The organism is Pseudomonas oleovorans subsp. oleovorans (assembly GCF_002197815.1).
Lineage (GTDB): Bacteria > Pseudomonadota > Gammaproteobacteria > Pseudomonadales > Pseudomonadaceae > Aquipseudomonas > Aquipseudomonas oleovorans.
Map to the genome: position 1 here is coordinate 103,636 of NZ_NIUB01000008.1, position 25,172 is coordinate 128,807.

The window sequence follows — 25,172 nt, forward strand, 5'->3', positions numbered from 1 at the left end:
TCAATTGCGCATGGCTGCAACTAAGCCTTAATCAAAGCGTCAGTATTCAATAGGCACGGAAACCAAATCCCATGATCCAGGCGATGCGCAGCCGCTATAGAGCATTCAGCAGAAATCTGCTGGCGCTCTGGTGTGTGCTGCTTATCGCCTGCTCCTTCGCCCATATTCAAGTCGCTAGCGCCCACACCCACGACGCCGCCGAGGTCGTCTCCTACAGCGGCCACGAGCATGCCAGCCATGATCACAGCACTGCGGATAGCTGCAGCGCCGTGCAGAACGCGCCGCTCAACCAGCAACTGCTCACGCTCTTGGCCTTGACCGCCCTGTTCGCCCTGGCTGGCAGCCTTGGCCTGTTCAGCGATCTGCAGCGGCGCAGCGGCCGCTTGCTGCGCATACCCTTATTCAGCCCCGGCCTACCCGCGCCCATTCGCAAGCAGCTGCATCGCTATAACGAATAGCGCCACTCTCCCCCGCTAAAACCCGCAGCCGCGCTGCGCCGGCCCACGCCGTGCATAGCGCTGCGCCCCTCGGTTTTTTGGAGAGTGCCAACATGCCCCATGACCCGCATAGCGCCCCAGCAGCCAACAACCCCTGGCGCTTCTGGCCTGCACTGGTGGTTTTCGCCGCCATCGCCCTGTTCCTCCTCTGGGAAGAGCATGAGGCCCATCTGCTTGGTGCCCTGCCCTATCTGATCCTGCTGCTGTGCCCGCTGATGCATGTGTTTATGCACCGCGGTCATGGTCGGGATAAAGATGGCCCGCACGACCACCACTGATCAGGAGGCAACATCATATGGAACATACAACCTCGGCCTACGGCCTCTGGGGCCTGGTGATCATCAATTCACTGGTGTTTATCATTTTCGCTTTCAGCTTTTTCAAGCCGAACAGCCCACGGGACTGGCGCACCTTCGGCACCTTCGCCGCCTTTATCGTCGCGCTGTTCGTCGAGATGTACGGCATTCCGCTGACGCTCTACCTGCTGGCCGGCTGGTTGCAAAGCAGCTACCCGCAACTGGATCCGCTGTCGCACAACGCCGGCCATCTGTGGAACAGCCTGCTGGGCATCGAAGGCGATCCGCATTTCGGTGCGCTGCATATCCTCAGCAACCTGCTGATCTTCGCCGGTTTCTGGCTGCTGGCCACGGCCTGGCGCGTGCTCTATCACGCCCAGCAGACGGGCGAGCTGGCCGAAAGTGGCCCCTACGCGCGCATCCGTCATCCGCAGTACGTCGCCTTCGTGTTGATCATGCTGGGCTTTCTGCTGCAGTGGCCGACCCTGTTGACTTTGCTGATGTTCCCAGTGCTGTTGCTGATGTACGCACACCTGGCGCGCCAGGAAGAACGCTGGGCCGAAGCCACCTTCGGTGCCCGCTGGCACGCCTACCGAGCACGGGTGCCGGCCTTTATCCCGCATTTGAGCAATTCCACCGCAAGCAAGGAGCAACAGCCATGAACGCAGCCGAACCCAGCCCCAAGCGGCAAAGCGCGATACTGATAGTGCCCGGTATGGGCAGCGACCACTGCGCCGGGCTGGTTAGCCAGTCGCTCAAGCGCCTGCCCGGCATCGCCGAACTAAGCACCAGCATCGCCAGCCACAAGGTACGCATCGAATTCGATGCCGAGCAGACCAGCCTGGCGGCCCTCCAGCAGGCCGTGGAACAGGCCGGCTACCAGGTGGCCAAGGCGGTGCTGGCCAGCACTGCAGGCGAACCCACAGGGGCCGAAGAGGAAGAGCAGTACCTGCGCGACGCCTGGCGGCGCATGTGGATAGCCGGCGTACCGGCAACCCTGATCATGCTACTGATGGCCCTGCCCATGGCCGGCGTAGCGGTGCCCGGCTACCTGGCCATCGTGGTGGTGCTCGCCGCCATCCCAGTGTTTATCGCCGGGGCCAGCACCCATGTGTCGGCCTGGAAGGCGCTGCGCAACCGCACCGCCAATATGGATGTGCTGATCAGCCTGGGCAGCCTGCCGCCCTACTTTATCGGCCTGGTGGGGTTCTTCTACCCCATGACCTCCTTCGTCGAGATGGCCGCCACCATCACCACCTTCCACCTGATCGGCCGCTATCTGGAGGCCCGCGCCAAGGGCCGCGCTTCCCAGGCCATCCGCAAAATGCTGGAACTGGGGGCCAAGAGTGCGGTTCTGCTGCGCGACGGCAAGGAAGTGCAGGTGCCAATCGAAGCCGTGGTGGTCGGCGACCTGATGCTGGTCCGCCCCGGCGAGAAGGTGCCCAGCGACGGCGAGGTGGTCGAGGGTAACAGCCATATCGACGAGTCCCTGGCCACCGGCGAATCGCTGCCGAAGGAGAAAGGCCCAGGCGATGCGGTGATAGGCGCGACCCTGAACAAGGAAGGCCTGCTGACCGTGCGCGCCACCAAGGTCGGCCAGGACACCTTCCTCGCCCAGGTGATCGATCTGGTCGAGCATGCGCAAAGCTCCAAGGTGCCGATCCAGGAATTCGCCGACCGCGTGACCGGGCGCTTCGTGCCCCTGGTGCTACTGATCAGCCTGGCCAGTCTGGTGGTCTGGCTGGTCTGGGGCGAGTCGCTGCGCGGCGTGCTGGTATGGGGCGCGACCTGGCTGCCCTGGGTCAACCCCGAGCTTTCGCCGGGGCTGGTGGGGCTGCTGTCGGCAGTCGCGGTGCTGGTAATCGCCTGCCCCTGCGCCCTCGGCCTGGCCACTCCAACCGCGTTGATGGTCGGTGCTGGCCGCGGCGCCGAGCGCGGCATTCTCTACCGTTCCGGCACGGCCATTCAGATGTTCAAGGACATCAAGGTGATGGTGCTGGACAAGACCGGCACCCTGACACTGGGCAAGCCGGTGGTTACCGACTGCCTGCCCAGCGCCAGTGTTGACGAGCAGGCGCTGCTGCGCCTGGCGGCCAGCGTGGAATACGGCTCCGAACACCCGATTGCCCAGGCCATGGTCGAGCGCATCAAGGAACTCGGCCTGGAACTGGGAGCGCTCAGCGATTTCCAGGCGCTCAACGGCCTGGGCGTGCAGGGCCAGGTGGACGGCCAGTTGATCCGCGTCGGCAATGCGCGCTGGATGCAGGAATGCCAGGTGGACACCGCCGCCCTGGCCAGCCAGCTTGAAACCCTGGAAAACCAGGGCAAGACCGCCCTCTATGTGTCCCGCGAGCAGCAATTGATCGGCGTAGTAGCGGTGGCAGACAGCCTCAAGGAGGATGCCCAGGCCGCCATCGCCGAACTGCGTGCCCTGGGCATCCAGACCGTGATGCTGACCGGCGACAACCCGCGCGCCGCCGCCCATATCGCCGCCCAAGTGGGCATCGACAAGGTGCATGCGGGCGTGCTGCCCAGCGGCAAAGTTGAGGTGATTCGCCAGCTGCAGGCCGAATACGGCCAGTGGGTGGCGATGGTCGGCGACGGCATCAACGACGCCCCGGCGCTGAAACAGGCCAACATTGGCATCGCCATTGGCAGTGGCGCCGACGTGGCCATGGAGGCCGCCGACGTAATCCTTATCGGCGGCCGCCTGATGGGTCTGGTGGAAGCAGCGCAGCTGTCGCGCCTGACCTTCCGCAAGATCGTCGAAAACCTGATCTGGGCTTCCGCGTACAACGTCGCCGCCATTCCCATCGCCGCGGCCGGCCTGCTCCATCCAATGATCGGCGTGATCGCCATGACCGCCAGCTCGCTGTCGGTGATCGTCAATTCCCTACAGCTCAAGCGAGCCTCCTTGAGCGCTATTCACAAAACCCAATAAAACCCAGCAGGAGAAACACCATGAGCACATTCACCTACAAGACCCTGACCGCCCTCGCCCTGACCGGCGCACTACTGGCCGCCCCGGCCTTTGCCGAAGAGGCCCATCACTCTCAAGGTGCCGCCACCCCACCCGCCACCGCAGGCCAAGGCATGGGCATGATGGGCGGCATGGACATGGGCAAGATGCACGAGATGATGCAGCAGATGCACGCCGCCAAAACCCCGGAGGAAAAGCAGAAAATCCGCGCCGAACACCACAAGGCCATGCAGGAAAAAATGGGCACCATGCGCCAAGGCATGCAGAACAGTCAGTGCCCCATGGCCAAGGACGATGGCGCCCAACAGCAGTGCATGAAGGAAATGCACGAAAACATGCAGGGCATGATGCAGATGATGGAGCAAATGATAGAAGGCCAGAGCATGCAGCACGGGCAGTGAAGCCAGGCTGCCTGGTCTACGAAGGGCATCCACCCGCTATTGGTGGATGCCAAAGTCGTAATCGCGCGAAAGCTGGTTTCTCGCCTATGGGCTGCCTCCTAGGGTCTGTTGCCCCCTGATCGGCTGCGGTTCTTTGGGGGCATCAAGCCTGTAGGAGCCCTTGTGCTGTGGTTCGGCATTACGACGCGCCTTCAACTTATTCAGGAGTTTTACCATGCACCGTTTTTCACTCATCCGCGCCATTGCTGATCGGCTCACTTGCTGGTCGAGCAACAGCGCACAGGTCTGCCAGGGGCCGCCACAAGCAAAGAAAGCCTCTACCATCTGGACGCGCGCTTTGCGCCCGCAATGGCTGCTGGCTACGGTTTGCACTCTTACCCTCGCCTCAGTCCAGGCCAATCCAGACGGCCAGGTTTTCAGCGCCGACGAACACGGGGCTTCGCTGACCCGCATCCTGCTTGAGGATGGTCAGCGTCTGTCGCTGGATCTGAGTATTTCTCCCCACAATGTCCAGGTCAGCGCCGATGGTCGCTATCTGATGGCAGTGGGTGAGCGCAGCGGCGCTGATCACGGGCACGGCAAGAAAGCCACGCCAGGTTTCCTGCAGCTGTTCCAGATCGATGACTTTCAGCAGGGGCTGCTGGCAGAAATTGCCGTCGGGGCTCATCCGGCTCATGTGGTCAGCGACCTGAGCGGTCGCCATGCATTCGTCACCAACGCCGGCGCCAACACCGTCTCGGTAATCGACCTGCAAACACGCAAGAACATCGCCAGCATCGCCACCGGAAAATCCCCCCACGGCTTGCGTCTTAGCCCCGATGGCAAGGAACTCTACGTCGCCAACGTACAGGACGGTAGCGTATCGGTGCTGGATGTGAGCACACGCCAGGAGGTCACCCGCATTGCGGTTGGCAAGGCGCCGGTGCAGGTGGGCTTTACCCCCGATGGCAAGCGCGTATTCGTATCGCTACGCGACGAGAACAGTGTCGCGGTAATCGACAGCCAAAGCCGCAAGGTGCTGGCGAAAGTGGCGGTCGGTCGGTCGCCGATTCAGGTGCATGCCACGCCAGACGGACGCCTGGTGCTGGTGGCCAATGAAGGCAGCAAGGCCGCACCGGACAATCGCGTATCGGTGATCGATACCGATCGTCTTGAAGTCGTCGCCACCTACCAGGTGGGCCAGGGCGCCCATGGCGTCACGGTGGACGCCAGCGGCCGCTTTGCATTCATCACCAATATTTATGACGACAGCCTGTCGGTGATCGACCTGCAAGCAGGCAAGGTCATTACGACTTACGCCACCGGGCGCGGGCCCAACGGCGTGACCTGGGTCGCCAACTGAGCAGCACCCTGTAATCAAGCGATGGGCCAGTCGACTGCTTCCCCATTGTTTTCCCATTGTGCCAACAGAAGGAAAGCCGCCATGAAAGAAGCAAACCGGCTGGGCGTCTCCAGTGCCAATCTGGTAACCCGTCACTTGAAGCTCGAACCCACGGAGCGGGAAAAACTGGATGCGGCAATTGCCGAGATCGACAAGCTGTATGGCCTCGCCAGCGTCGCCTTCGATGACAGCAAGGGACGCCTCGACATGGCCTATGACGCGACCCGAATCTGCCTGGACTGCATTGAGGAAGTCCTGACAAAGTACGCCATCGAGGTCAGTCATGACTGGTGGACGCACTTCAAGGAAGGTCACTACCGTTTTGTCGATCAGAACCTGAAAGACAATGCCTCTCGTGAACCATGGAGCTGCCATAAGTCGCCACCAGGCTCCGGGCACAATCGATAATTCATAGCCCTTGCCATGCCCTGCGCGGAAATTCCGCGCCGAACTCGTTGAGCTTCGCAGGCTCAGCACCAACCTACGGTGCTGTGCGCTGACCTGGGCGTAATCGCTCATCGCGGCCAAGGCCGCTCCTACAAACAACGCGGTTTCGTGGACCTTATGTTCCTGCGCAATATCTACGACGTCGTAGGGAGGACATGCCGAAGGCTTGTCCGCCATTGGGCAGCCAGCGGTGGACAAGGCTTCGCCATGTTCACCCTACACAAGCGCACACCGTAGCCCGGATAAGCCCCAGCGCAATCCGGGGCCGCCCTCCTGGCTTGCAGCGCTTTCGCGTTTTCCAACCTCTTAGGGCGGGGGCAACCCGCCAAGCCTTTAGCTGCGCCTGTGCCCTGGCGGGTTTCACCCGCCCTACTGTTCTGTTATAGCACCTCTGATCGAGCCGCTTCGCCTTCACCCTTTGTCTGGCGCCGCAACTCGCGCAGGCGCAGCAACTGATAGGCCGCCGGCAGCACCAGCAGCGACAACAGGGGCGCGCTGAGCATGCCGCCGACCATGGGCGCAGCGATGCGGCTCATGATCTCGCTGCCACTGCCACTGCCCAGCAGGATCGGCAACAGACCGGCGATAATGGTCGCCACCGTCATCGCCTTGGGCCGTACCCGTTGCACCGCGCCTTCGCGAATCGCCTCCAGCAGGGCCGCCGGGCTGCTCTGCCCCGCCGCCTGGCGCTCGGCCCAGGCGTTGCGCAGGTACAAGAGCATGATCACGCCGAACTCCGCCGCCACCCCGGCCAGGGCGATAAAGCCCACCCCGGTGGCCACCGACAGGTTGTAGTCCAGCCAGTAGAGGAACCAGATGCCACCCGTCAGGGCGAACGGCAGCGTGGCCATGATCAGCAGCGCCTCGTCGAAGCGCGAGAAGCACAGGTAGAGCAGCACGAAGATGATCAGCAGGGTCGCCGGCACCACCAGTTTGAGCCGCGCATTGGCCCGTTCAAGAAACTCGAACTGGCCGGAGAAGCTCAGGCTCATGCCCGGCTGCAGAGGCACCTGTTCGGCGATGGCCTGGCGCAAGTCATGTACCACCGAAGCCATGTCCCGTCCGCGGGTGTCGATATAGACCCAGCCGGAGGGCCGCGCATTCTCGCTCCTGAGCATGGGTGGGCCGTCGCTGATGCCGATCTGCGCCACCGTACCGAGGGTGATCTGGCTGCCCACCGGGGTGTAGATCGGCAGCTCGCGCAGACGGCTCAGGGAGTCGCGCCATTCGCGCGGGTAACGCAGGTTGATGGGGAAGCGCGCCAGGCCTTCCACGGTTTCGCCGACATTCATCCCGCCAATGGCCCCGGCCACCAGATCCTGCACTTCGGCGATATTCAAGCCATAACGGGCGGCCGCCACCCGGTCGATGTCGATGTCGATATAGCGGCCACCGGTCAGGCGTTCGGCCAACGCCGAACCGACCCCGGGCACTGTGCGCGCGACCCGCTCCACCGCCTGGGTCACGGCGTCGATCTGGGCCAGGTCGCTGCCGGCGACCTTGACCCCGATCGGGCTCTTGATGCCGGTGGCGAGCATGTCGATACGGTTGCGGATTGGCGGAATCCACAGGTTGGCCAGGCCCGGCACCTGCACCGCGCGGTCCAGCTCCTCCACCAGTTTTTCCGCGGTCATGCCGGCGCGCCACTGCTCGCGCGGCTTGAACTGGATGGTGGTTTCGAACATCTCCAGCGGCGCCGGGTCGGTGGCGCTGTCGGCGCGCCCGGCCTTGCCGAACACCCGCGCCACCTCGGGCACCGTCTTGATCATGCGGTTGCTCTGCTGCAGCAACTGCGCAGCCTTCTGCGCCGACAGTCCCGGCAGTGCCGTGGGCATATACAGCAGGTCGCCCTCGTCCAGTGGCGGCAGAAACTCGCCGCCCAACTGGCTGGCCGGCCAGAGCGCGCTGAGAAACACCAGCACGGCCAGCACCAGGGTCGCTCTGGGATAACGCAGCACCTGCTCCAGGGCCGGTTGGTAAAGGCGGATCAGTCCACGATTGAGCGGGTTGCACTGCTCGTCCGGGATGCGCCCGCGAATCCAGTAGCCCATCAGCACCGGTATCAGGGTCACCGACAGCCCGGCGGCGGCGGCCATGGCGTAGGTCTTGGTGAAAGCCAGCGGGCCGAACAGGCGACCTTCCTGGGCCTGCAGGGTAAACACCGGGATAAACGACAGGGTGATGATCATCAGGCTGAAGAACAGCGCCGGGCCCACCTCCACCGCCGCCGCACCTATCACCTGCCAGTGCCGCTCGCCCTTGAGTTCCTGTCCTGGATGAGCGGAGTGCCAGTGTTCGATCTTCTTGTGGGCGTTTTCGATCATCACCAGGGCCGCGTCGACCATGGCGCCGATTGCGATGGCGATGCCACCGAGGGACATGATGTTGGCGTTGATGCCCTGCTGCTGCATGACGATAAAGGCGATCAGCACCCCCAGCGGCAGCGAGACGATGGCCACCAGGGAGGAGCGCAGGTGCCAGAGAAAGGCCAGGCACACCAGGGCCACGACGATGAATTCCTCCACCAGCTTCTCGCCCAGGTTGCGCACCGCGCGGTCGATCAGCTGGCTGCGGTCGTAGGTGGTGACGATCTCCACACCCTCGGGCAGGCTGGCCTGCAGCTCGTCGAGCTTGCGCTTGACCGCGTCGATGGTGCTGCGCGCGTTCGCCCCGCGCGCAGGATCACCACACCGCCGACCACCTCGCCCTCGCCGTCCAGCTCGGCGATGCCGCGGCGCATTTCCGGGCCGAGCTGGATATGCGCCACCTCGCCCAGGGTCACCGGCACCCCGCCGCCATCCAGGCGCAGGGGAATGGCGCGAAAGTCCGCGAGGCTCTGCAGGTAGCCGGAAGCGCGCACCATATATTCGGCCTCGGCCAGTTCCAGCACGCTGCCGCCGCTTTCCTGGTTGGCCGCGCCGATGGCCGCCGCCACCTGCTGCTGGCTGATGCCGCGGCTGGCCAACTTGATCGGGTCGAGCAGCACCTGGTACTGCTTGACCATGCCGCCGATGCTCGCCACCTCGGCGACATTGGCCAGGGCCTTGAGCTCGAAGTTGAGGAACCAGTCCTGCAGGGCGCGCAGCTGCGCCAGGTCGTGCTGGCCGCTGCGATCGACCAGGGCGTACTGGTAGATCCAGCCGACTCCGGTGGCATCCGGCCCCAGGGCCGGTTTGGCCCCGGCCGGCAGGCGCTCTTGGATCTGGCTGAGGTACTCCAGCACCCGCGAGCGCGCCCAGTAGAGGTCGGTGCCGTCTTCGAACAGGACATACACGAAGCTGTCACCGAAGAAGGAAAAGCCGCGCACCGTGCTGGCTCCTGGCACCGAGAGCATGGCGCTGGCCAGCGGATAGGTGACCTGATTCTCGACGATCTGCGGGGCCTGCCCTGCATAAGGCGTGCGGATAATCACCTGGGTATCGGACAGATCCGGCAAGGCATCGATGGCGATGTTCTGCACCGACCAGGCGCCCCAGGCGGTGGCGAACAGGCTGGCCAGCAGCACCAGCAGGCGGTTGGCCAGAGACCAGCGAATCAGCGCGGCGATCATGGCTGTGCCTCCCGATGGCCGTCATGGCGGTGGTTGTCCTCGGGCACGGGTGCCAGGCGCTCGATGCGCTCGATGCGCATACCCTCGTCATCGGCGCGCACCCCGACCCGCACCCGGTCGCCGGCTTGCAAACCTTCCAGCAGCGCCTCATCGGCGACCGGAAACAGCATGCTCATAGCCGGCATACCCAGGGTCTTGAACGGCCCATGGGTGAGCATCACGCCATCGTCTTCGATGCCGTCGATCTGCCCCTCGGCTTCATGCAGTGCTTCCTGCAGCTTGACCTCGGTCGCCGGTGCGCCCAGTTCCTGCACCAGCATGCCGCGCAAGCTGGCCTCGGAATCGAGCAGGAACTGCCCGGAAGCGACCACCTGCTGGCCCTCACTCAGGCCTTCCAGCACCTCGATGCGCTCGCCCTGCTCACGCCCGGTGCGAATTTCCTGGGGCCGGTAGCGCCCTTCGCCCTCGGCCAGCATCACCAGATTGCGCCGACCACTGCGGATCACCGCCTCGCTGGGCAGCAGCAGAGTCTCTGCAGCGGCCGTCTGGCCCAAGCGCACCCGCGCGCTCATACCGGGGCGCAGGCGCCCCTGGGGATTATCCAGCACCACCCGCAGACGCAAGGTGCGGCTGTCCAGATTGGCTTCGGGCAAAATGGCCTCGATGCGTCCGGCCAACACCTCGCCGGGTAGCGCCGGCAACAGGGCCTCGACCGGCTGCCCGGGCTCAATCCCGCTGCCTTGCGCCTCGGGCAGCGCCACTTCCAGCCAGACCCGATCCAGGCCATTGACTCGCGCCAGGCTCTGCCCGGCGCTGAGGGTCATGCCCTCGCGCACCTGCAGCTCCTGCAGCACCCCGGCAATCGGGCTGGTCACCGTCCAGATCCGCTGGACCTGGCCGCTGCGCTCGAGCCGAGCGACCAAGGCCGCCGGCATGCCGACCAGTTGCAAGCGCTGACGCGCCGCTGCCAGTAGCTGCGGCTGGTTAAGACTGCGCAGCGCCAGATACTCTTCCTGGGCCGCCAGCCACTCGGGCACCAGCAGGTCGACCAGGGGCGTGCCGGCTGCCAGCAGATCCTCGGGTGCCCGCTCATATACCCGCTCGACGAAAGCGGCGCTGCGCGCCTGCAGCAGCACCACGGCGCGCTGGTCATAGCCGAGGGTACCGACCGCATCCAACTCGTTGGCCAGCTGCCCACGCAGCACAGTGACCAGGCGCATGCCGAGGTTCTGGGTCAGCCGGGGGTCGACCTGCATGGCCGTACTCGGCTCGCTGTTGGCGCCGCTATCGGCATAACGCGGCACCAGCTGCATATCCATAAAGGGTGACTTGCCCGGCTGGTCGAAACGCTGCTGCGGGTACATGGGGTCGTACCAATAGAGCACCTGGCGTTCACTCTCGGTGCTGGGCTGGCTCGGCATGGCATGGTCCTGACGCCCGACCCAGTAACCCAGGGCCGCACCCGCAACGATCAGGGCAACCAGCCCCATGGACTTGATCACTCGCTGGCTCATTGGCCGCTCTCCAGGTTGGTGGCATAGGCAAAATGCAGGCGCGCACTGACCAGCGCCCGCTGTTCGGCGAAATCCAGATGGCGCAGCTGCGCCTCTACTTGCTCGCGGCGGGCGGCGATCAGCGTGGCCAGCTCACCCCTGCCAGCGCGATAGTCGGCCAGGCTCAGGCGTACCCGCTCCTCGGCCAGGGGCAGCAGGCTGTCGCGGCTGCGCTCAAAGGCGCGCTGCAGGCGTCGATGCTCGGCCAATTCCACCGCCAACTGCGTGGCATGCTCGCGCCACAGTGCCTCGCGCTCGGCCTCAAGGGCCAGCAACTCGGCACGCTGGGCGGCAATCCGCGGGTTCTGCCGGCTACCGGCAAATACCGGCAGATCGATGCTCAGCTGCAGCGAGAGCATGTCGCCGAAGGCACGGTCGCGCTGCTGATAGGCCAGCTCCCAACTCCAGTCGGGACGCTTGTCAGCTTCAGCCAAACGCACCCGTGCCTCGGCCTCACGGGTCTGCGGGGCGAAGGCCTGTAATTCGGGGTGCTGCTGCAAGGCATGCTGGTAACGGCTCACCTCCACTGGCCAATCGGGCAGTTGTCCCACCAAGGCTTCATCGGCCGCCGATCCGACCCAGCGGCGCAAAACGGCGCGCGCCTGGCTGCGCTGCAACTGCAGTTCGTCCTCACGCTCGGCCAGCACCAGGGCTTCCTGGCGCGCGGCCAGGCTGTCGACACTCTGCCCAAGGCCGGCAGCCAGGCGGGCCTGCACCGCACGTTCAAGCAGGCGATTTTCCTCGTAGAAACCCTGGAACAGTTGCAGGCGCTGTTCCAGGGCCTGGGCGGCGATCCAGGCCTGGGCGGTTTGCCGCTGCACCTGCAGGCGCTCGATCTGCACCTGCGCCGCGGCCGAATCGATACCCGCCTGGGCCAGTGCCACTCGGGCGCTGCGCTTGGCCCGGTTAGGCACCTCCTGCATAACGCCGAGCATGCCCATGGTCATGGGCTCGGCATCCAGGCGCCAGCGCGCCTCGCCCTCGATAGGCAGGTTCTGTAAGCCCAGCAGAAGCTTCGGATCGGGCAGCTCGCCCGCAGGCACTGCGGCCTGGCGTGCGGCATCCAGTTCGGCGGCGCGCGCCATCAGGTTTGGGGCTTCACGACCGGCCAGGGCCAGGGCCTGATCAAGGGTCAAAGCCAGGCTCGGCATGCTGAAAAGGCTCGCCAGCGCAGCGCCGGCAAGCAGCGGAGCGTGATTTGGCGCGCCTGGCCGGTGGCACCGCTGGCCGCTTGCACATGGCCATCGAATGCCACAGCTGCTTCCAGTGGCTGATGCCGACCATCGACCAGTTCCGCGATGCCTGGCCGGAAGTGGAGCTGGACCTGGCCTCGGGCTTCTCCTTCGCCCCGCTGCCCGCGCTGGCCCGGGGCGATCTGGACCTGGTGGTGACTTCGGACCCCATCGAGCTGGCCGGCATCACCTACGTGCCACTGTTCACCTATGAGGCGATGCTCGCCGTGGCCAATCAGCACCGCCTGGCGCACAAAGCCTTTATCCAGCCGCAGGATCTGGCCACGGAAACCTTGATCACCTACCCGGTGGAACGCGACCGCTTGGACATTTTCACGCGCTTTCTCGAACCCAACGATATCGAGCCGGCGCAGGTGCGCACCGCCGAACTGACGGTGATGATGATGCAACTGGTGGCCAGCGGCCGTGGCGTGTGTGGCCTGCCCAACTGGGCGCTGCACGAGTACAGCTCGCGCGGTTACGTCAGCGCCAAGCGCCTGGGGGAAAAGGGCTTGTTCGCCACCCTCTACGCCGCGATCCGCACCGACATGCTCGACGCGCCGTTCATGCGCGACTTCCTGCTCACCGCCAAGGACACCTCCTTCGCCAGCCTCGAAGGCGTTAGCGTGGCGCGCTAAGACAGAGGCGCAGTGCTCAAAGTGCCAGCCAGTTAAGCAGGTAAAGGTGAGTATGTAGGAGCCAGCTTGCTGGCGATCCTGCCCTCGGCAATCATCAGCCCGCTTGAAGAAAAGCATCGCCGGCAAGCCGGCTCCTACAGTTGCGCAATCGTAGGGCGGGTTAGCCGCGTGCCACCATCCGCAATCACCACAATGTCTGTTGCGGCGTAACCCGCCATCGACGCAACGCATTTCATCGCCTGATAGGTTAGAAGCTTCGCCCCGGGGCGGGGCTCCTACACGTATCCCTGTAGGAACTCCGCCTTGCGGTGAATGAGGCAGTGAACGGCTACCCGCCAATTGCCTTGTTACAACTCCCGTATTGCCGCATCGTGACCAACAGTCATAGCATGACTACCGGTCACGAAACTCGGAACAGTCATGCGCTACCAGGATCAACTCTTCCAGCAGCGGGAAAACGCCCTGCTGCAATCCGCTCGCCAGCTATTTCAGGAACAATCCTGGGATCGCGTCACCATTGCCGAAGTGGCGCGTCACGCCGGCATCGGCAAGGGTACGGTGTACAAGCACTTTTCCAGCAAGGAGGCGCTCTACGCGCGTCTGGTGCTGGACTGCTCGCGCCAGCATCTGAGCGAACTGCGTGAGACCGCGAACCAGGCGCCGCCTCGCGAAGCCATGCGCCATGTGATTCGTCGCGCCTTCGAACAACTGCTGGCCGACCCACTGCAAGCCCAACTCTGCCTGCTGTGCGACCGCCCCGCCTTCCAGGAACGCCTGGACGCGCCCTACCGTGAACAGTTCCTCGAGCTGGAAGGTCAGTACATGGCGCTGTTCAACCAACTGCTGCAAGGCAGCTTCAGCGAACTGCAACTCTCCCCCACTGATTGCCAACGCCTGCTGTGGGGCGTGGAGGCTTGCGTCAACGGCGTGATGGCCCGTATCGCCTCCGGCGGCTTCGCCCATTGGGCCGAACCCATCGAGCTGGACGCCTATTTCCAGCGCGTCACCGATTTCATCATTGCCGGCCTGCAAGGCCAGGCCGCCGCGCTGCATGCAGCGCCTGCACTCAGCGAGTAAACCCACATGTTCGCCCAACTCAGCAAGCGTCCCTGGATCATCGCCATCGTCATTGCCGTCCTGCTGCTGGCCTGGCTGTTCAGCGGCGATCGTTTCGTCGCTCGCGACGATGTCGAGCCCGACCAACCCGCCACTACCAATGATCTGGCGCGCGTCGAAATTCAATGGCTGGAAGCGCAGCCCATGCAGCGCCAGCACGTGGTGCAGGGGCAGATCGAGGCCTGGCGCCGGGTGGAACTGCGCGCCCAGGTCAGCGGCAGCGTGCAGAACCTGGATCAGGACAAGGGCAACCGCGTCGCCGCCGACCAGTTGCTGCTGAGCCTTTCGCCGGACGACCGCCCGGCCCAGGTCGCACGCAGCGAGGCCGATGTGCGGCAACGGCAAAGCGACGTCACCGCGGCCACGCGCCTGCGCGAGCGCAGCCTGGTATCGGCCAACGAACTGATGCGCCTGGAAAGCGAGCTGGCCAAGGCCCGCGCCGAGCTCGACAGCGCCCGCCTGCAACTGCGCAACACCAGGGTAAAAGCACCGTTCGCCGGTATCTACGACCAGCGCATGGTCGAGCTGGGCGACTTCGTTCAGCCCGGCCAGAGCCTGCTGACCCTGGTGGACATCGACCGCCTCAAGGTCAGTGCGCAGATCGCCCAGCAGCAGGTGACCCAGCTCGAGCTGGGCCAGCCGGTGAAGGTGGAACTGCTCGACGGCCGCAAGCTGAACGGTGAATTGCACTTTATCGCTGCCGCAGCCGACCCCGGCTCGCGCAGCTTCCGCATCGAGGTCAAGGTGGACAACCCGGATGGCCTGCGTCTGGCCGGCGCCAGCGCCACCCTGCATATTCAGACCGGCGAGGCAATGGCCCATCGCCTGTCCCCTGCCCTGCTCAGCCTGGACGAGAATGGCCGCCACGGCGTCAAGTGGGTCAACGATGCGCAGCGCGTTGAGTTCACGCAGGTACAGCTGATCAGCGTCGACAACCAGGGCGCCTGGGTCAGCGGCCTGCCGCCAAAGGTGGCGCTGATCACCCTCGGCCAGGGCTTCGTCCAGCCCGGCCAGCAGGTACGCACACAACTTGCGGCCGAGGGCAGCTGAGATGCACGCACTGATCGCTGCCGCACTCGACCGTAGCCGTACCACCATCCTGGTCCTGCTGTTCCTGCTCTGCGGCGGGCTGGTGGCCTACATCGCCATGCCCAAGGAATCCAACCCGGACGTGGTCATTCCCATCATCTATGTTTCGGTGACCCTCGAAGGCATCAGCCCCGAAGATGGCGAACGCTTGCTGGTGCGGCCGCTGGAGCAGGAGCTGCGCAGCCTCGAGGGCGTCAAGGAAATGCGCTCGGTCTCCAGCGAGGGCCACGCTTCGGTGACCCTGGAGTTCGATGCCGGCTTCGACGCCAAGGTGGCGCTGGCCGACGTGCGCGAAAAGGTCGACACCGCCCGCAGCAAGCTGCCGGAAGAAGCCGAGGAGCCGACCGTCAACGAGGTCAACGTGGCGCTGTTCCCGGTGCTGTCGGTGGGCCTGTCCGGGCCGATTGCCGAGACCGAGCTGGTGTACATCGCCCGGCGCCTGAAGGAGAACATCGAAGGCATCGCCGAGGTGCTCTCGGTGGAAATCGGCGGCGACCGCGAAGACCTGCTGGAAATCGTCGTCGACCCGCAGGTACTGGACAGCTACGGCATCGACTACAACGAGCTGTTCAACCTGGTCAGCCGCAACAACCGCCTGGTCGCTGCCGGCAGCCTGGATACCGGCGCCGGGCGCATGAGCATGAAGGTGCCCGGCGTCATCGAAGACCTCGAAGACGTGATGCGCATGCCGATCAAGGTGGTCGGCAACAGCGTGGTCACCTTCGCCGACGTCGCCACCATCCGCCGCACCTTCAAGGACCCCACCGGCTTCGCCCGCATCAACGGCCAGCCGGCCATCGTGCTGGAGGTGGCCAAGCGCAGCGGCGCCAACATCATCGAGACCATCGATCGGGTCAAGGCGCTGATGGAACAGGCGGGGCCCCTGCTGCCGCCAGGCGTTGAAGTCAGCTACATCATGGACCAGTCGCAGGAGGTGCAGAACATGCTCGGCGACCTCCTCAACAACGTGCTGACCGCCATCGTCCTGGTGCTGATCCTGGTGGTGGCGAGCATGGGCATGCGCTCGGCGCTGCTGGTCGGCCTGACCATTCCCGGCGCCTTCCTGAGCGGCATCCTGCTGATCTGGATGCTCGGCTTCACCCTCAATATCGTCGTACTGTTCAGCCTGATCCTGGTGGCCGGCATGCTGGTGGACGGCGCCATCGTCGTCTCCGAGCTGGCCGACCGCTACCTGCAGCAGGGCCAGAGCCCGCGCCAGGCCTGGGCCAACGCGGCCACGCGGATGGCCTGGCCGGTGATCGTCTCCACCGCCACCACATTGGTGGTGTTCCTGCCGCTGCTGTTCTGGCCCGGCGTGGTCGGTCAGTTCATGAAGTACCTGCCGGCCACCGTGATTCTCTGCCTGCTGGCCTCGCTGGCCATGGCGCTGGTGTTCCTGCCGGTACTCGGCGCCGTCACCGGTGGCCGCGCACGCCCGCAGGCGCCCACCGCCAATCGCGCCGGCAACGCCTACCGCAATCTGCTAGCGACGCTGCTCAAGCGCCCGGGGCTGACCCTGCTCGGCATGCTGGCGCTGATCGCCCTGATCTACGTCGGTTACGGGCGCTTCAACCATGGCGTGGAATTCTTCCCCGACGTCGAGCCGGAAAGCGCGCAGATCTGGCTGCGCGCGCGCGGTGATCTGTCGGTGCAGGAGAAGGACGCCCTGCTCCAGCAGGTGGAAAAGCAGGTCATCGGCATGCGCGAGGTCAAGGCGCTGTATGCACGGTCCCTGGCCCAGCCGGAAGGCCAGCAAGGCCAACTCGGCGCCGATGTGATCGGCACCCTGCAGTTCCAGTTCGTCGACTGGCACCAGCGTCGCCCGGCCAAGGACATCCTCGCCGAAATGAGCCAGCGCACCGCCAGCATTCCCGGCGTGGTGCTGGAGTTCCGCAAGCAGGAACAGGGCCCCACCGACGGCAAGCCGGTGAAGCTGCAGATCAGCGCGCTGGATCCGGCACTGGGCGAGCAGTGGGTCGAGCGCATTCGTGGCGAGATGCAGAATCTCGGCGGCTTCGTCGACATCGAGGACGACCGTGCCCTGCCTGGTATCGAGTGGCGCATCAAGGTCGACCGCGAGGCCGCCGCGCGCTTCGGCGCGGACGTACTCAGCGTCGGCAACGCGGTGCAGATGATCACCAACGGCCTGAAGCTGGCCACCTACCGGCCCGAGGATGCCACCGATGAGGTGGACATCCGCGTGCGCCTGCCCGGCAACTGGCGCTCGCTCGACCAGCTCGGCCGCCTGACCCTCAATACGCCGGCCGGCCAGGTGCCGCTGAGCAACTTCGTCGACCTGCAGCCAGCGCCCAAGGTCGGCACCCTGCGCCGCGTCGATGGCGACCGCACCATCACCCTGCAGGCCGACCTGGCCGAGGGCGCGCGCCTGGACGAACGCCTCAAGGCGCTGCGCGAAGCGCTTGGCGAGGTGCCGGCCGAGGTCAAGGTGAAGTTCGCCGGCGAAGATGCCGACCAGCGTGAAGCGGCCACCTTCCTGATGACCGCCTTCGTTGTCGCCATCTTCCTCATGGCGATCATCCTGGTGACCCAGTTCAACAGCCTGTACCAGGCCAGCCTGGTACTTTCAGCCATAGTCCTGTCCACAGCCGGAGTCTTGATGGGCCTGCTGGTCAACGGCCAGTCGTTCGGCATCGTCATGGTGGGCATGGGCCTGATCGCCCTGGCCGGCATCGTGGTGAACAACAACATCATCCTGATCGACACCTACAACCAGCTGCGCCGCCAGGGCCTGGAGCCGCGCGAGGCGGCCCTGGAAACCGGCAGCCTGCGCCTGCGCCCGGTGCTGCTCACCGCGGTGACCACCATCCTCGGCCTGATGCCGATGGTGCTCAGCATCAACGTCGACCTGGTCACGCCGAGCCTCGGCTTCGGCGCGCCCTCGACCCAGTGGTGGACCCAGCTGTCCAGCGCCATTGCCGGCGGCCTGGCCTTCGCCACCGTGCTGACCCTGCTGCTGACGCCCTGCCTGCTGGTGCTCGGCGCCCGCTTCGAGCGTCGTCCGCCGCCGCTGGAAACCTACGATACCGACCTGCTCGACCTGCCGGAGCATCTGATCGCCGCCAAAAACCGACAGGGCGAACCTGCAGCGCACCAACTGAAGCTGGAGTCCTCCTCAGGAGCAAAAGCTGAATACATGGCAAAACGCCAGATCTCGCCTAGGCTAACCAGCAACGATGGTCAGGGCGGGAATGGAAAGACAGCAGGGATGCTTTTAACAGACGCGAGGCGCGCAAGGCGTCTTGCAGAAACGACAAAGCCCTCTTTCGGAGGGCTTTGTCTTTTCCGCTCGCCTCGCATAGGCCAGCGCAAGCAATGACAATGTGCCAAGCCTCAATTGCGCGGCGTGTTTCACAGAGCGGAGTGCTCCCCTGGCAGCTCTGGCACTTCGAACTTCCCCAGAATATTCGCGTGATGGCAAATATCGTGACGCTTGAAACTATCACTCACAACGCCCTGAGCTAGACACAAAGATGATGACTCATGCTTTCCAGTGCAGCGAGCATTGCTTAGCATGCATACAACGTATATACGTTGCAGTTACGAATCGACCGATAGGTGACGACCATGGCCAAAGAAGCCGTTTTCAACCTGAAGCTTGAGTCTGAACTGCGCGAAGACTTCATGGCAGCCGCTCAAGCCGCACACCAGCCGGCCTCCCAGGTTATGCGCGACCTCATGCGCGACTACATTCGCCTGCAGCAACAGGTCAAAGAGCATGATGAGTTCGTGCAACGCAAGGTCGCTGCTGCAAGGGCATCGGTAGAGGCTGGTCGCGGCCGCTCCAATGATGATGTAGAAGCTGAATTCGCTGCTCGCCGGGCCAAGGCTCTGGGTCACTGATGCAGGTTATTTGGACACCTGAGGCCATGCAGGACCGTCTGGATATCTGGGAATACATCGCAACCGACAACCCTCGCACTGCTGTGCACATGGACGAGCTATTCAGTGCTGTTGCCGCTAGTCTGGCCGATTTTCCCGACAAGGGCAGGCTGGGAACGGTGGTCGGTACTCGCGAGCTGATCCCTCACGAGAACTATCGTCTCGTCTATCAGACTGAGCGTGATGTGGTCTGGATTCTTGCCCTGGTGCACGTCGCCAGGATGTGGCCACCAGTTCAGAGCCAGCTGCAGTCTCCAGCCGCTTTCGACACTTCTTCGACACCCTGCATGCCGTAGAAAGCAAAAACCCCCGAAACTCTGGGAGCTTCAGGGGCTTTTTAGTATGGCGGGAAGATAGGGATTTGAACGCTGTCTACTGCACGCCCACACCGCCACACGCACCTCTACAGCCCAATGAATCCGGCACCTGCTGGTTTTGAACGGTTTGCAGCGGCCTGGATTTTGCCCCCAGTTTTGCCCCCAAAATACGCGGGGCAAAAAAAGCATCAGTCGATCCCTAAGGAGGCATCCGCCTCATTCTCAGGGCGGGCCTCAACGTATGCGACCATGAGGGTCGCGGCATAGACGCAGGCTATCACCAGGGTCTTCCCCTGATCCACCTGCGTCCTCAGCGGCAGCGGCATTTAGAATCTGGCTTCTTGCGTAGCCAAGCGTATTGGACAGGATCAACACTCAGCAGTTGGCTATTTACAGCAGCTGAACTGGATCACCTGGGCAGGCGCAGGAGACAGCGCGGTTAAGGCCCTGAGGGTGGTTGGGCGAGACTCAATTCAGAGGATGCAGGCAGCTGGGCCAAGTATCACCCACAGTCTGGATTTGGCATGGGTTTACGCTTTATGGAAAGAGAAGGTCGGCAAGGTGAAAAGAATCGAGCATCGCCTTGGTTCGATGTGCCGGTTGGCCAAGCGATGGAATGCCCGGTGATTGGAAAGGGAGAACAACGCCGGGTTTACCGTCGTGACCACTACACCGCCAACTGAACTTGCCTGGATACATGATCGTTGGCCGCTACCGACTCGGCTAAAAAGCACCTAGCGAAACCTTCTTCAGGTGATCCTTCTAACCTTGGCTGACTGTCATAACGCAGACTCAAGGTCTCTGTTGTGCCCTAATATCGGAGACTAGGCTAACCGTGGTATGGTCTAAGTTCTTCCCTGCACTGACTGTTCAATACCTGACAGAATGACTGCTTCGAAAATATCTGCCTGGCTGCCTACGCCGCCATAGCGCATAGCCCCCTCCCTGAGTCAGCTCGGCTTACCGACTGATTCGTCTTGCTGCGCCTGTAGCAAACCTGCCGTTTCACACGGCACCACGTGATACCTACAACTTGAACCTGACGCTTTCGGCACGCCGTCCCGGCATCGTGCTGCCGCGTCCATTGCCTTGGGTTTATTGATGTTGCAGACAATCAAGCAGAACTGGTTTTCCAATCTGAGAGGCGACGTGCTCGCCGGCCTCGTCGTCGCGCTTGCACTGATTCCGGAAGCTATCGCTTTCTCCATCATCGCGGGAGTCGATCCCAAAGTCGGCTTATATGCGTCGTTCTGTATCGCTGTTGTGATCGCCTTCGTGGGAGGTCGCCCCGGCATGATTTCGGCGGCAACCGGGGCCATGGCGCTACTTATGGTGACCCTGGTGAAGAACCATGGCCTGGAGTACCTGCTGGCCGCCACGCTGCTGTGCGGTGTGCTCCAGATCATCGCCGGCTATTTGAAACTGGGCTCGTTGATGCGCTTTGTGTCTCGCTCGGTTGTGACTGGATTCGTCAACGCCCTGGCCATCCTGATCTTCATGGCACAGCTACCTGAACTGACCAATGTCACCTGGCACGTCTACGCCATGACGGCTGCCGGCCTTGGCATCATCTACCTGTTCCCCTATGTGCCCAAGATCGGCAAGGTGATCCCCTCGCCGTTGGTGTGCATCCTGGTCTTGACCGCAGTAGCCATCTACCTCGGGCTAGATATCCGCACCGTAGGCGACATGGGCCAACTGCCGGATACCCTGCCAGTGTTTCTCTGGCCGGACGTGCCGCTTACCTTCGAGACCCTGGCGATTATTTTTCCCTACGCAGCAGCGCTGGCTGTAGTCGGCTTACTGGAGTCGATGATGACCGCGACCATCGTTGATGACCTGACCGATACCACTAGCGACAAGAACCGCGAGTGCAAAGGTCAAGGCGTTGCCAACATTGCTTCGGGTCTAATGGGCGGCATGGCCGGTTGCGCCATGATCGGGCAGTCGGTGATCAACGTGAAATCTGGAGGGCGCACTCGCCTGTCCGCCTTGATCGCGGGTGTCGTACTGCTGTTAATGGTGGTGTTTCTCAGCGACTGGGTCAGCCAGATTCCCATGGCTGCGCTGGTTGCGGTGATGATCATGGTGTCCATCGGCACCTTCAGCTGGGACTCGCTGCGTAACCTGCGCAAATTCCCGCTCTCCACCAACATCGTGATGGTGGCAACTGTGGTCGTGGTGGTCTTCACCCATAACCTCGCCTATGGCGTTCTGGTAGGGGTTCTGCTGGCAGCCATGTTCTTCGCCAATAAGGTCGGTCACTACATGGCGATCACCTCCGAGCTGAATGAAGCCTCCGACCACCGCACGTACAAGGTGAGTGGCCAGGTGTTCTTCAGCTCCGCCGACAAATTCGTTGCGGCGTTCGACTTCAAGGAAGCGATCAGCAAAGTGACCATCGACCTCAGTCGCGCTCACTTCTGGGACATCACTGCCGTCGCAGCCCTGGACAAAGTGGTGGTCAAGCTTCGCCGCGAAGGCACCGAGGTAGAGGTACTGGGACTCAATGAAGCCAGCACCACTATCGTTGACCGCTTTGGTGTGCACGACAAACCTGACGCCATCGATCAGCTCATGGGCCACTGATAAGGAGAACAACAATGACCCACGTAACCGCTTGCATTGACGGCTCTGCCTCGGCCCCTGCTGTTTGCGACTACGCTGCCTGGGCCAGCCAGCGCCTAGAAGCTCCGCTTACCTTCCTGCACGTACTGGATCAGCGCCAGTATCCGGTATCAGCCGATTTGAGCGGCAACATTGGATTGGGCAGTCGGGAGCATCTGCTGGATGAGCTCGCCTCGCTGGACGAAAAACGCGGAAAACTGGCCTTGGAGCAGGGGCGCATCATGCTCGCCGCTGCCAAGGAGAGAGCCATGGCCGAAGGCGTGAGTTCACCGGAAACCAAGCAACGCCATGGCGATCTGCTGGAAAGCCTGCGGGAACTGGAAAGCGATATACGCCTGCTAGTGATCGGTCGCCAGGGCGAGTCCAGTGGTGGAGCAGAAGCCCATGTTGGCAGCCAGCTGGAGAGCGTCATTCGCATCATGCACCGTCCTGTGCTGGTGACGCCGGCCAGATTCAAAAAGCCTGAGAGCGCGATGCTGGCCTTTGATGGCGGCGCAACCACGCGCAAGGGCGTAGAGATGCTGGCCGCCAGTCCCTTACTGAAAGGACTGCCTATCCATCTGGTGATGGTAGGAACCGAGACAAAAGAGGGCTGGGCGCAGCTGGATGCCGCCTGTTCAACCTTATCCACGGGTGGTTACAAGGTACATACCGCCATGCGAGCGGGTGAAGTCGAACCCACGCTGCATGCCTATCAGAAGGAGCATGGCATCGACCTACTGGTGATGGGCGCCTATGGGCATTCCCGAATCCGGCAGTTCCTGGTTGGGAGCAACACAACCCACATGCTGCGCACCACCGCCACGCCCTTACTTTTGTTGCGCTAGATCGGATCTGGGGACAGGGCATCTTCTATGGAGTGCCCTAATTGCAAAGCTCTGCTGCCTGTTGTCTGTCGCGACATGCAGCCATTGCGATCAGTTCGACTTCACAGGCCCTGGATGACCTGGTTAAGTTCTATCGAAACGATTGGTTACATGCGCACATTCGAATGCGCGCATGTTGTAACTTTTCTGAAATGATTGGCTTAGTAAATTAGCGGCTCTCCCCACTCAATAGGTAGTGCCATGAAGAACCTCACCCTCTCAGCCCTGCTCCTCTCGTCCCTGTTCACCGGCTCCATTATGGCCAGCGAATTCGATAAGCCTGGTTTTGTTACCGAGGTTGAGGATGGTCGTCTCTGGGTTTTCCGCGAAGACTCTCAGGAACTGAAGGACTTCAAAGCCACTGGCGAGCCAGCCAAGCAGTTCACTGATATCGGTTCCGGCCCGAATGGCATGACGGTCAAAGCGGCTGACGAGAAAACCCTCAAGGATTACCTTGAGGTCATCAAGAAGTAAGCGCTTTCAAGCAGAAGGCCCGCAGAATGCGGGCCTTCTCATTGATGCAGATTACTTGCTGAGAGCGAGTAAACGCTCAACCCCTACCGGCTCCTCCGACATGAGCGGAATGACCGCATAGCGTTGCGCGTGCTCCGTCGCGACATGCTCAATATCCCTCAGTTCATTGACCGCCCGTTTATGTAATAGCGGTGATTCAGTCTTTGCGGCTGCCACGCTGTTGTTGATCACCCATGCCCAAGGCTCAATGCCGGCACGACGCAGATCAGCTTGCAGGCCAGCAGCCTCCAGCACAGGAGTGGTTTCGGCCAGGGTCACCAACAGCACCTTGGTTTGCTTAGGATCCTGGAGTTGCATCATCGGCGTGGAAAAGCGCATGTTGCTGCCCGACATCTGCCGAGCAATGTCGCGGTGATAAGCCCCGGTGGCATCCAGTAGCAGCAAGGTGTGGCCGGTCGGGGCGGTGTCCATCACCACGAACTTTTTGCCGGCTTCACGGATGATTCGCGAGAAAGCCTGGAATACGGCGATCTCTTCGGTGCAGGGTGAACGCAGATCCTCGGCCAGCAGCGCCCGAGCCTGCTCATCCAGGCCCGCGCCCTTGGTTTGCATGACGTGATCACGATAGCGCTGTGTCTCGGTATGCGGGTCAATGCGGCTCAGCGTCAGGTGCTCAAGCGTGCCATCCAGTGTCTCGGCAAGGTGCGCGGCAGGATCAGAAGTAGTCAGGTGCACGGGCAGCCCACGTCGAGCCAACTCGACGGCAACCGCTGCGGCCAGAGTCGTTTTCCCGACACCACCTTTGCCCATCACCATGATCAGGCCATGACCATCGGCGGCGATCTCGTCGATCAGGGACTTGAGTCGTGGGGCGTTCAAATCAATTGGCGAACTGGCCGGTGCCTGCGTGCCGTCAGCAGAGCCCTCAAGCAAAAGTTGTCGCAGGGCATCCAGTCCCACTAGGTTGAATGCTTTCAAGGGCAACAGATCGAGCGGCAGTGTTCGCAGCGCTGGCGGCATGGCGGCGACTGCGGCCTGTTCACGCTTATAGACGGCGGCAGCCAGGACATCCTTCTGCGCCTCACTCGCCGGCAGCACGCCGTTGATCACCAGGTACTGCTCTTGCAATCCAATGGCTGCAAGCTCCTCGCGTGTGCGGGCAGCCTCGCGCAGGGTAGCGGCCTGTGCCCTGGCAACCAGAACCAGACGGGTCTTGGCTGGATCAGAAAGCGCCTTTACTGCCTCGCGATACTGGTCACGTTGTTTGTCTAAACCGGCCAACGGCCCAAGACACGATGCATCGCCTTGCCCCGCCTCCAGGAATCCACTCCAGGCCCCCGGCAGTTGCAGCAGCCGAATCGTGTGCCCGGTCGGGGCGGTATCGAAAATGATGTGATCGAAGCGGGCCTTCAGTTCATCGTTGACCAGCAGTGAGGTGAATTCGTCGAAGGCTGCGATCTCGGTCGTGCAGGCTCCCGATAATTGCTCCTCCATGCCTTTGACCACATCAGCAGGCATGACACCCCTCGCCGGGCCCACAATCCGATCCCGATAGGCCTGAGCTGCGCCCTGTGGGTCGATCTCCAGGGCCGCCAGGTTTTCCACGGCAGGCACGGCGGTAATGTGATTGCCGATCTCCAGACCGAATACCTGCCCCACATTGGAGGCCGGATCGGTGCTGACCAGCAGCACTCGCTTGCCCTGACGGGTCAGCTCCAGGGCTGTCGCGCAGGCAATGGAGGTCTTTCCGACCCCGCCCTTGCCGGTGAAGAACAGGAAGCGTGGTGCATTGTCGATAAAGCGCATT

At 62.9% G+C, this 25,172-nt stretch carries 19 protein-coding genes and 2 pseudogenes; 17 read left to right on the forward strand and 4 right to left on the reverse strand.

The features are described from left to right. Window positions 1-71: 71 nt before the first annotated feature. The 7 genes from PSOLE_RS06795 (at window position 72) to PSOLE_RS06825 (ending at window position 5,963) form a co-directional block, all read left to right on the forward strand. Window positions 72-458, forward strand: coding sequence for a hypothetical protein (locus tag PSOLE_RS06795; protein ID WP_055986526.1), 387 nt, complete (start codon window positions 72-74; stop codon window positions 456-458). Between the two features lie 92 nt (window positions 459-550). Next, entirely contained in the window at window positions 551-775 is a 225-nt protein-coding gene (locus PSOLE_RS06800; RefSeq protein ID WP_055986529.1) for a DUF2933 domain-containing protein, read from the forward strand. A gap of 17 nt (window positions 776-792) precedes the next feature. Beyond that, the gene (locus PSOLE_RS06805) at window positions 793-1,455 is read left to right on the forward strand and encodes a methyltransferase family protein (protein ID WP_055986532.1); all 663 of its coding nucleotides are present in this window, start codon (window positions 793-795) and stop codon (window positions 1,453-1,455) included. Continuing rightward, window positions 1,452-3,734 (forward strand): heavy metal translocating P-type ATPase, encoded by a 2,283-nt coding sequence (locus PSOLE_RS06810; RefSeq protein WP_074856793.1) that lies wholly within the window; start codon window positions 1,452-1,454, stop codon window positions 3,732-3,734. Before PSOLE_RS06805 ends, PSOLE_RS06810 begins: the two co-directional genes overlap by 4 nt. A 20-nt stretch (window positions 3,735-3,754) precedes the next feature. Then, window positions 3,755-4,174: a hypothetical protein gene (locus PSOLE_RS06815; RefSeq protein ID WP_055986539.1), complete on the forward strand. Its 420-nt coding sequence runs from the start codon at window positions 3,755-3,757 to the stop codon at window positions 4,172-4,174. Between the two features lie 214 nt (window positions 4,175-4,388). Further along, entirely contained in the window at window positions 4,389-5,516 is a 1,128-nt protein-coding gene (locus PSOLE_RS06820) for a YVTN family beta-propeller repeat protein (protein ID WP_082469403.1), read from the forward strand. An 81-nt stretch (window positions 5,517-5,597) separates the two neighbouring features. Beyond that, a complete protein-coding gene (locus PSOLE_RS06825) occupies window positions 5,598-5,963 on the forward strand; it encodes a hypothetical protein (protein WP_055986542.1) in 366 nt (121 codons plus the stop codon). 419 nt (window positions 5,964-6,382) lie between these two features. Here PSOLE_RS06825 and PSOLE_RS06830 read toward each other — a convergent pair. The 3 genes and pseudogenes from PSOLE_RS06830 to PSOLE_RS06840 all read right to left on the reverse strand — a co-directional run bounded on the left by PSOLE_RS06830 (window position 6,383) and on the right by PSOLE_RS06840 (window position 12,256). Then, window positions 6,383-9,552: pseudogene (locus PSOLE_RS06830) on the reverse strand (efflux RND transporter permease subunit). Further along, complete coding sequence (locus PSOLE_RS06835) at window positions 9,549-11,066, reverse strand: efflux RND transporter periplasmic adaptor subunit (protein ID WP_055986548.1); 1,518 nt, start codon at window positions 11,064-11,066, stop codon at window positions 9,549-9,551. The pseudogene PSOLE_RS06830 and the gene PSOLE_RS06835 overlap by 4 nt, the downstream one beginning before the upstream one ends. Then, window positions 11,063-12,256, reverse strand: coding sequence for a TolC family protein (locus PSOLE_RS06840; RefSeq protein ID WP_055986551.1), 1,194 nt, complete (start codon window positions 12,254-12,256; stop codon window positions 11,063-11,065). The genes PSOLE_RS06835 and PSOLE_RS06840 overlap by 4 nt, the downstream gene beginning before the upstream one ends. A 29-nt stretch (window positions 12,257-12,285) precedes the next feature. Between PSOLE_RS06840 and metR the strand changes: the two are divergent. From metR to PSOLE_RS06885, 10 genes and pseudogenes are all read left to right on the forward strand, one after another. Continuing rightward, a pseudogene (metR, locus tag PSOLE_RS06845) lies at window positions 12,286-12,975 on the forward strand (transcriptional regulator MetR); the annotation flags it as partial. A gap of 420 nt (window positions 12,976-13,395) precedes the next feature. Next, entirely contained in the window at window positions 13,396-14,052 is a 657-nt protein-coding gene (locus PSOLE_RS06850) for a TetR/AcrR family transcriptional regulator (RefSeq protein WP_017679104.1), read from the forward strand. 6 nt (window positions 14,053-14,058) lie between these two features. Next, on the forward strand, window positions 14,059-15,141 hold the full coding sequence (locus PSOLE_RS06855; protein ID WP_074856791.1) for an efflux RND transporter periplasmic adaptor subunit: 1,083 nt from the start codon (window positions 14,059-14,061) through the stop codon (window positions 15,139-15,141). 1 nt (window position 15,142) lies between these two features. Next, entirely contained in the window at window positions 15,143-18,517 is a 3,375-nt protein-coding gene (locus tag PSOLE_RS06860; protein ID WP_280177061.1) for an efflux RND transporter permease subunit, read from the forward strand. Window positions 18,518-18,765: 248 nt separating this feature from the next. Beyond that, the gene (locus tag PSOLE_RS06865) at window positions 18,766-19,041 is read left to right on the forward strand and encodes a hypothetical protein (protein ID WP_003460663.1); all 276 of its coding nucleotides are present in this window, start codon (window positions 18,766-18,768) and stop codon (window positions 19,039-19,041) included. Next, a complete protein-coding gene (locus PSOLE_RS06870; protein WP_074856788.1) occupies window positions 19,041-19,376 on the forward strand; it encodes a type II toxin-antitoxin system RelE/ParE family toxin in 336 nt (111 codons plus the stop codon). Before PSOLE_RS06865 ends, PSOLE_RS06870 begins: the two co-directional genes overlap by 1 nt. Window positions 19,377-19,921: 545 nt before the next feature. Then, window positions 19,922-20,080: a hypothetical protein gene (locus PSOLE_RS24090; RefSeq protein WP_158212580.1), complete on the forward strand. Its 159-nt coding sequence runs from the start codon at window positions 19,922-19,924 to the stop codon at window positions 20,078-20,080. A gap of 418 nt (window positions 20,081-20,498) precedes the next feature. Further along, a complete protein-coding gene (locus PSOLE_RS06875; RefSeq protein ID WP_028238023.1) occupies window positions 20,499-21,986 on the forward strand; it encodes a SulP family inorganic anion transporter in 1,488 nt (495 codons plus the stop codon). A gap of 14 nt (window positions 21,987-22,000) precedes the next feature. Continuing rightward, window positions 22,001-22,852 carry a universal stress protein gene (locus PSOLE_RS06880; RefSeq protein WP_028238022.1) on the forward strand — a complete coding sequence of 284 codons (852 nt, stop codon included), beginning with the start codon at window positions 22,001-22,003 and terminating at the stop codon, window positions 22,850-22,852. A 240-nt stretch (window positions 22,853-23,092) separates the two neighbouring features. Next, the gene (locus tag PSOLE_RS06885) at window positions 23,093-23,365 is read left to right on the forward strand and encodes a hypothetical protein (RefSeq protein ID WP_003118374.1); all 273 of its coding nucleotides are present in this window, start codon (window positions 23,093-23,095) and stop codon (window positions 23,363-23,365) included. 51 nt (window positions 23,366-23,416) lie between these two features. On the opposite strand, the gene arsA is transcribed toward PSOLE_RS06885, so the two are convergent. Next, on the reverse strand, window positions 23,417-25,171 hold the full coding sequence (gene arsA, locus PSOLE_RS06890) for an arsenical pump-driving ATPase (RefSeq protein ID WP_074856782.1): 1,755 nt from the start codon (window positions 25,169-25,171) through the stop codon (window positions 23,417-23,419). Window position 25,172: the final 1 nt, after the last annotated feature.

Bases quoted from the DNA above. Each gene is read 5' to 3' on its own strand.
- PSOLE_RS06795 (WP_055986526.1), top strand. From the start codon at position 72: ATGATCCAGGCGATGCGCAGCCGCTATAGAGCATTCAGCAGAAATCTG.
- PSOLE_RS06800 (WP_055986529.1), top strand. From the start codon at position 551: ATGCCCCATGACCCGCATAGCGCCCCAGCAGCCAACAACCCCTGGCGC.
- PSOLE_RS06805 (WP_055986532.1), top strand. From the start codon at position 793: ATGGAACATACAACCTCGGCCTACGGCCTCTGGGGCCTGGTGATCATC.
- PSOLE_RS06810 (WP_074856793.1), top strand. From the start codon at position 1,452: ATGAACGCAGCCGAACCCAGCCCCAAGCGGCAAAGCGCGATACTGATA.
- PSOLE_RS06815 (WP_055986539.1), top strand. From the start codon at position 3,755: ATGAGCACATTCACCTACAAGACCCTGACCGCCCTCGCCCTGACCGGC.
- PSOLE_RS06820 (WP_082469403.1), top strand. From the start codon at position 4,389: ATGCACCGTTTTTCACTCATCCGCGCCATTGCTGATCGGCTCACTTGC.
- PSOLE_RS06825 (WP_055986542.1), top strand. From the start codon at position 5,598: ATGAAAGAAGCAAACCGGCTGGGCGTCTCCAGTGCCAATCTGGTAACC.
- PSOLE_RS06835 (WP_055986548.1), bottom strand. From the start codon at position 11,066: ATGAGCCAGCGAGTGATCAAGTCCATGGGGCTGGTTGCCCTGATCGTT.
- PSOLE_RS06840 (WP_055986551.1), bottom strand. From the start codon at position 12,256: ATGCCGAGCCTGGCTTTGACCCTTGATCAGGCCCTGGCCCTGGCCGGT.
- PSOLE_RS06850 (WP_017679104.1), top strand. From the start codon at position 13,396: ATGCGCTACCAGGATCAACTCTTCCAGCAGCGGGAAAACGCCCTGCTG.
- PSOLE_RS06855 (WP_074856791.1), top strand. From the start codon at position 14,059: ATGTTCGCCCAACTCAGCAAGCGTCCCTGGATCATCGCCATCGTCATT.
- PSOLE_RS06860 (WP_280177061.1), top strand. From the start codon at position 15,143: ATGCACGCACTGATCGCTGCCGCACTCGACCGTAGCCGTACCACCATC.
- PSOLE_RS06865 (WP_003460663.1), top strand. From the start codon at position 18,766: ATGGCCAAAGAAGCCGTTTTCAACCTGAAGCTTGAGTCTGAACTGCGC.
- PSOLE_RS06870 (WP_074856788.1), top strand. From the start codon at position 19,041: ATGCAGGTTATTTGGACACCTGAGGCCATGCAGGACCGTCTGGATATC.
- PSOLE_RS24090 (WP_158212580.1), top strand. From the start codon at position 19,922: ATGGGTTTACGCTTTATGGAAAGAGAAGGTCGGCAAGGTGAAAAGAAT.
- PSOLE_RS06875 (WP_028238023.1), top strand. From the start codon at position 20,499: ATGTTGCAGACAATCAAGCAGAACTGGTTTTCCAATCTGAGAGGCGAC.
- PSOLE_RS06880 (WP_028238022.1), top strand. From the start codon at position 22,001: ATGACCCACGTAACCGCTTGCATTGACGGCTCTGCCTCGGCCCCTGCT.
- PSOLE_RS06885 (WP_003118374.1), top strand. From the start codon at position 23,093: ATGAAGAACCTCACCCTCTCAGCCCTGCTCCTCTCGTCCCTGTTCACC.
- arsA (WP_074856782.1), bottom strand. From the start codon at position 25,171: ATGCGCTTTATCGACAATGCACCACGCTTCCTGTTCTTCACCGGCAAG.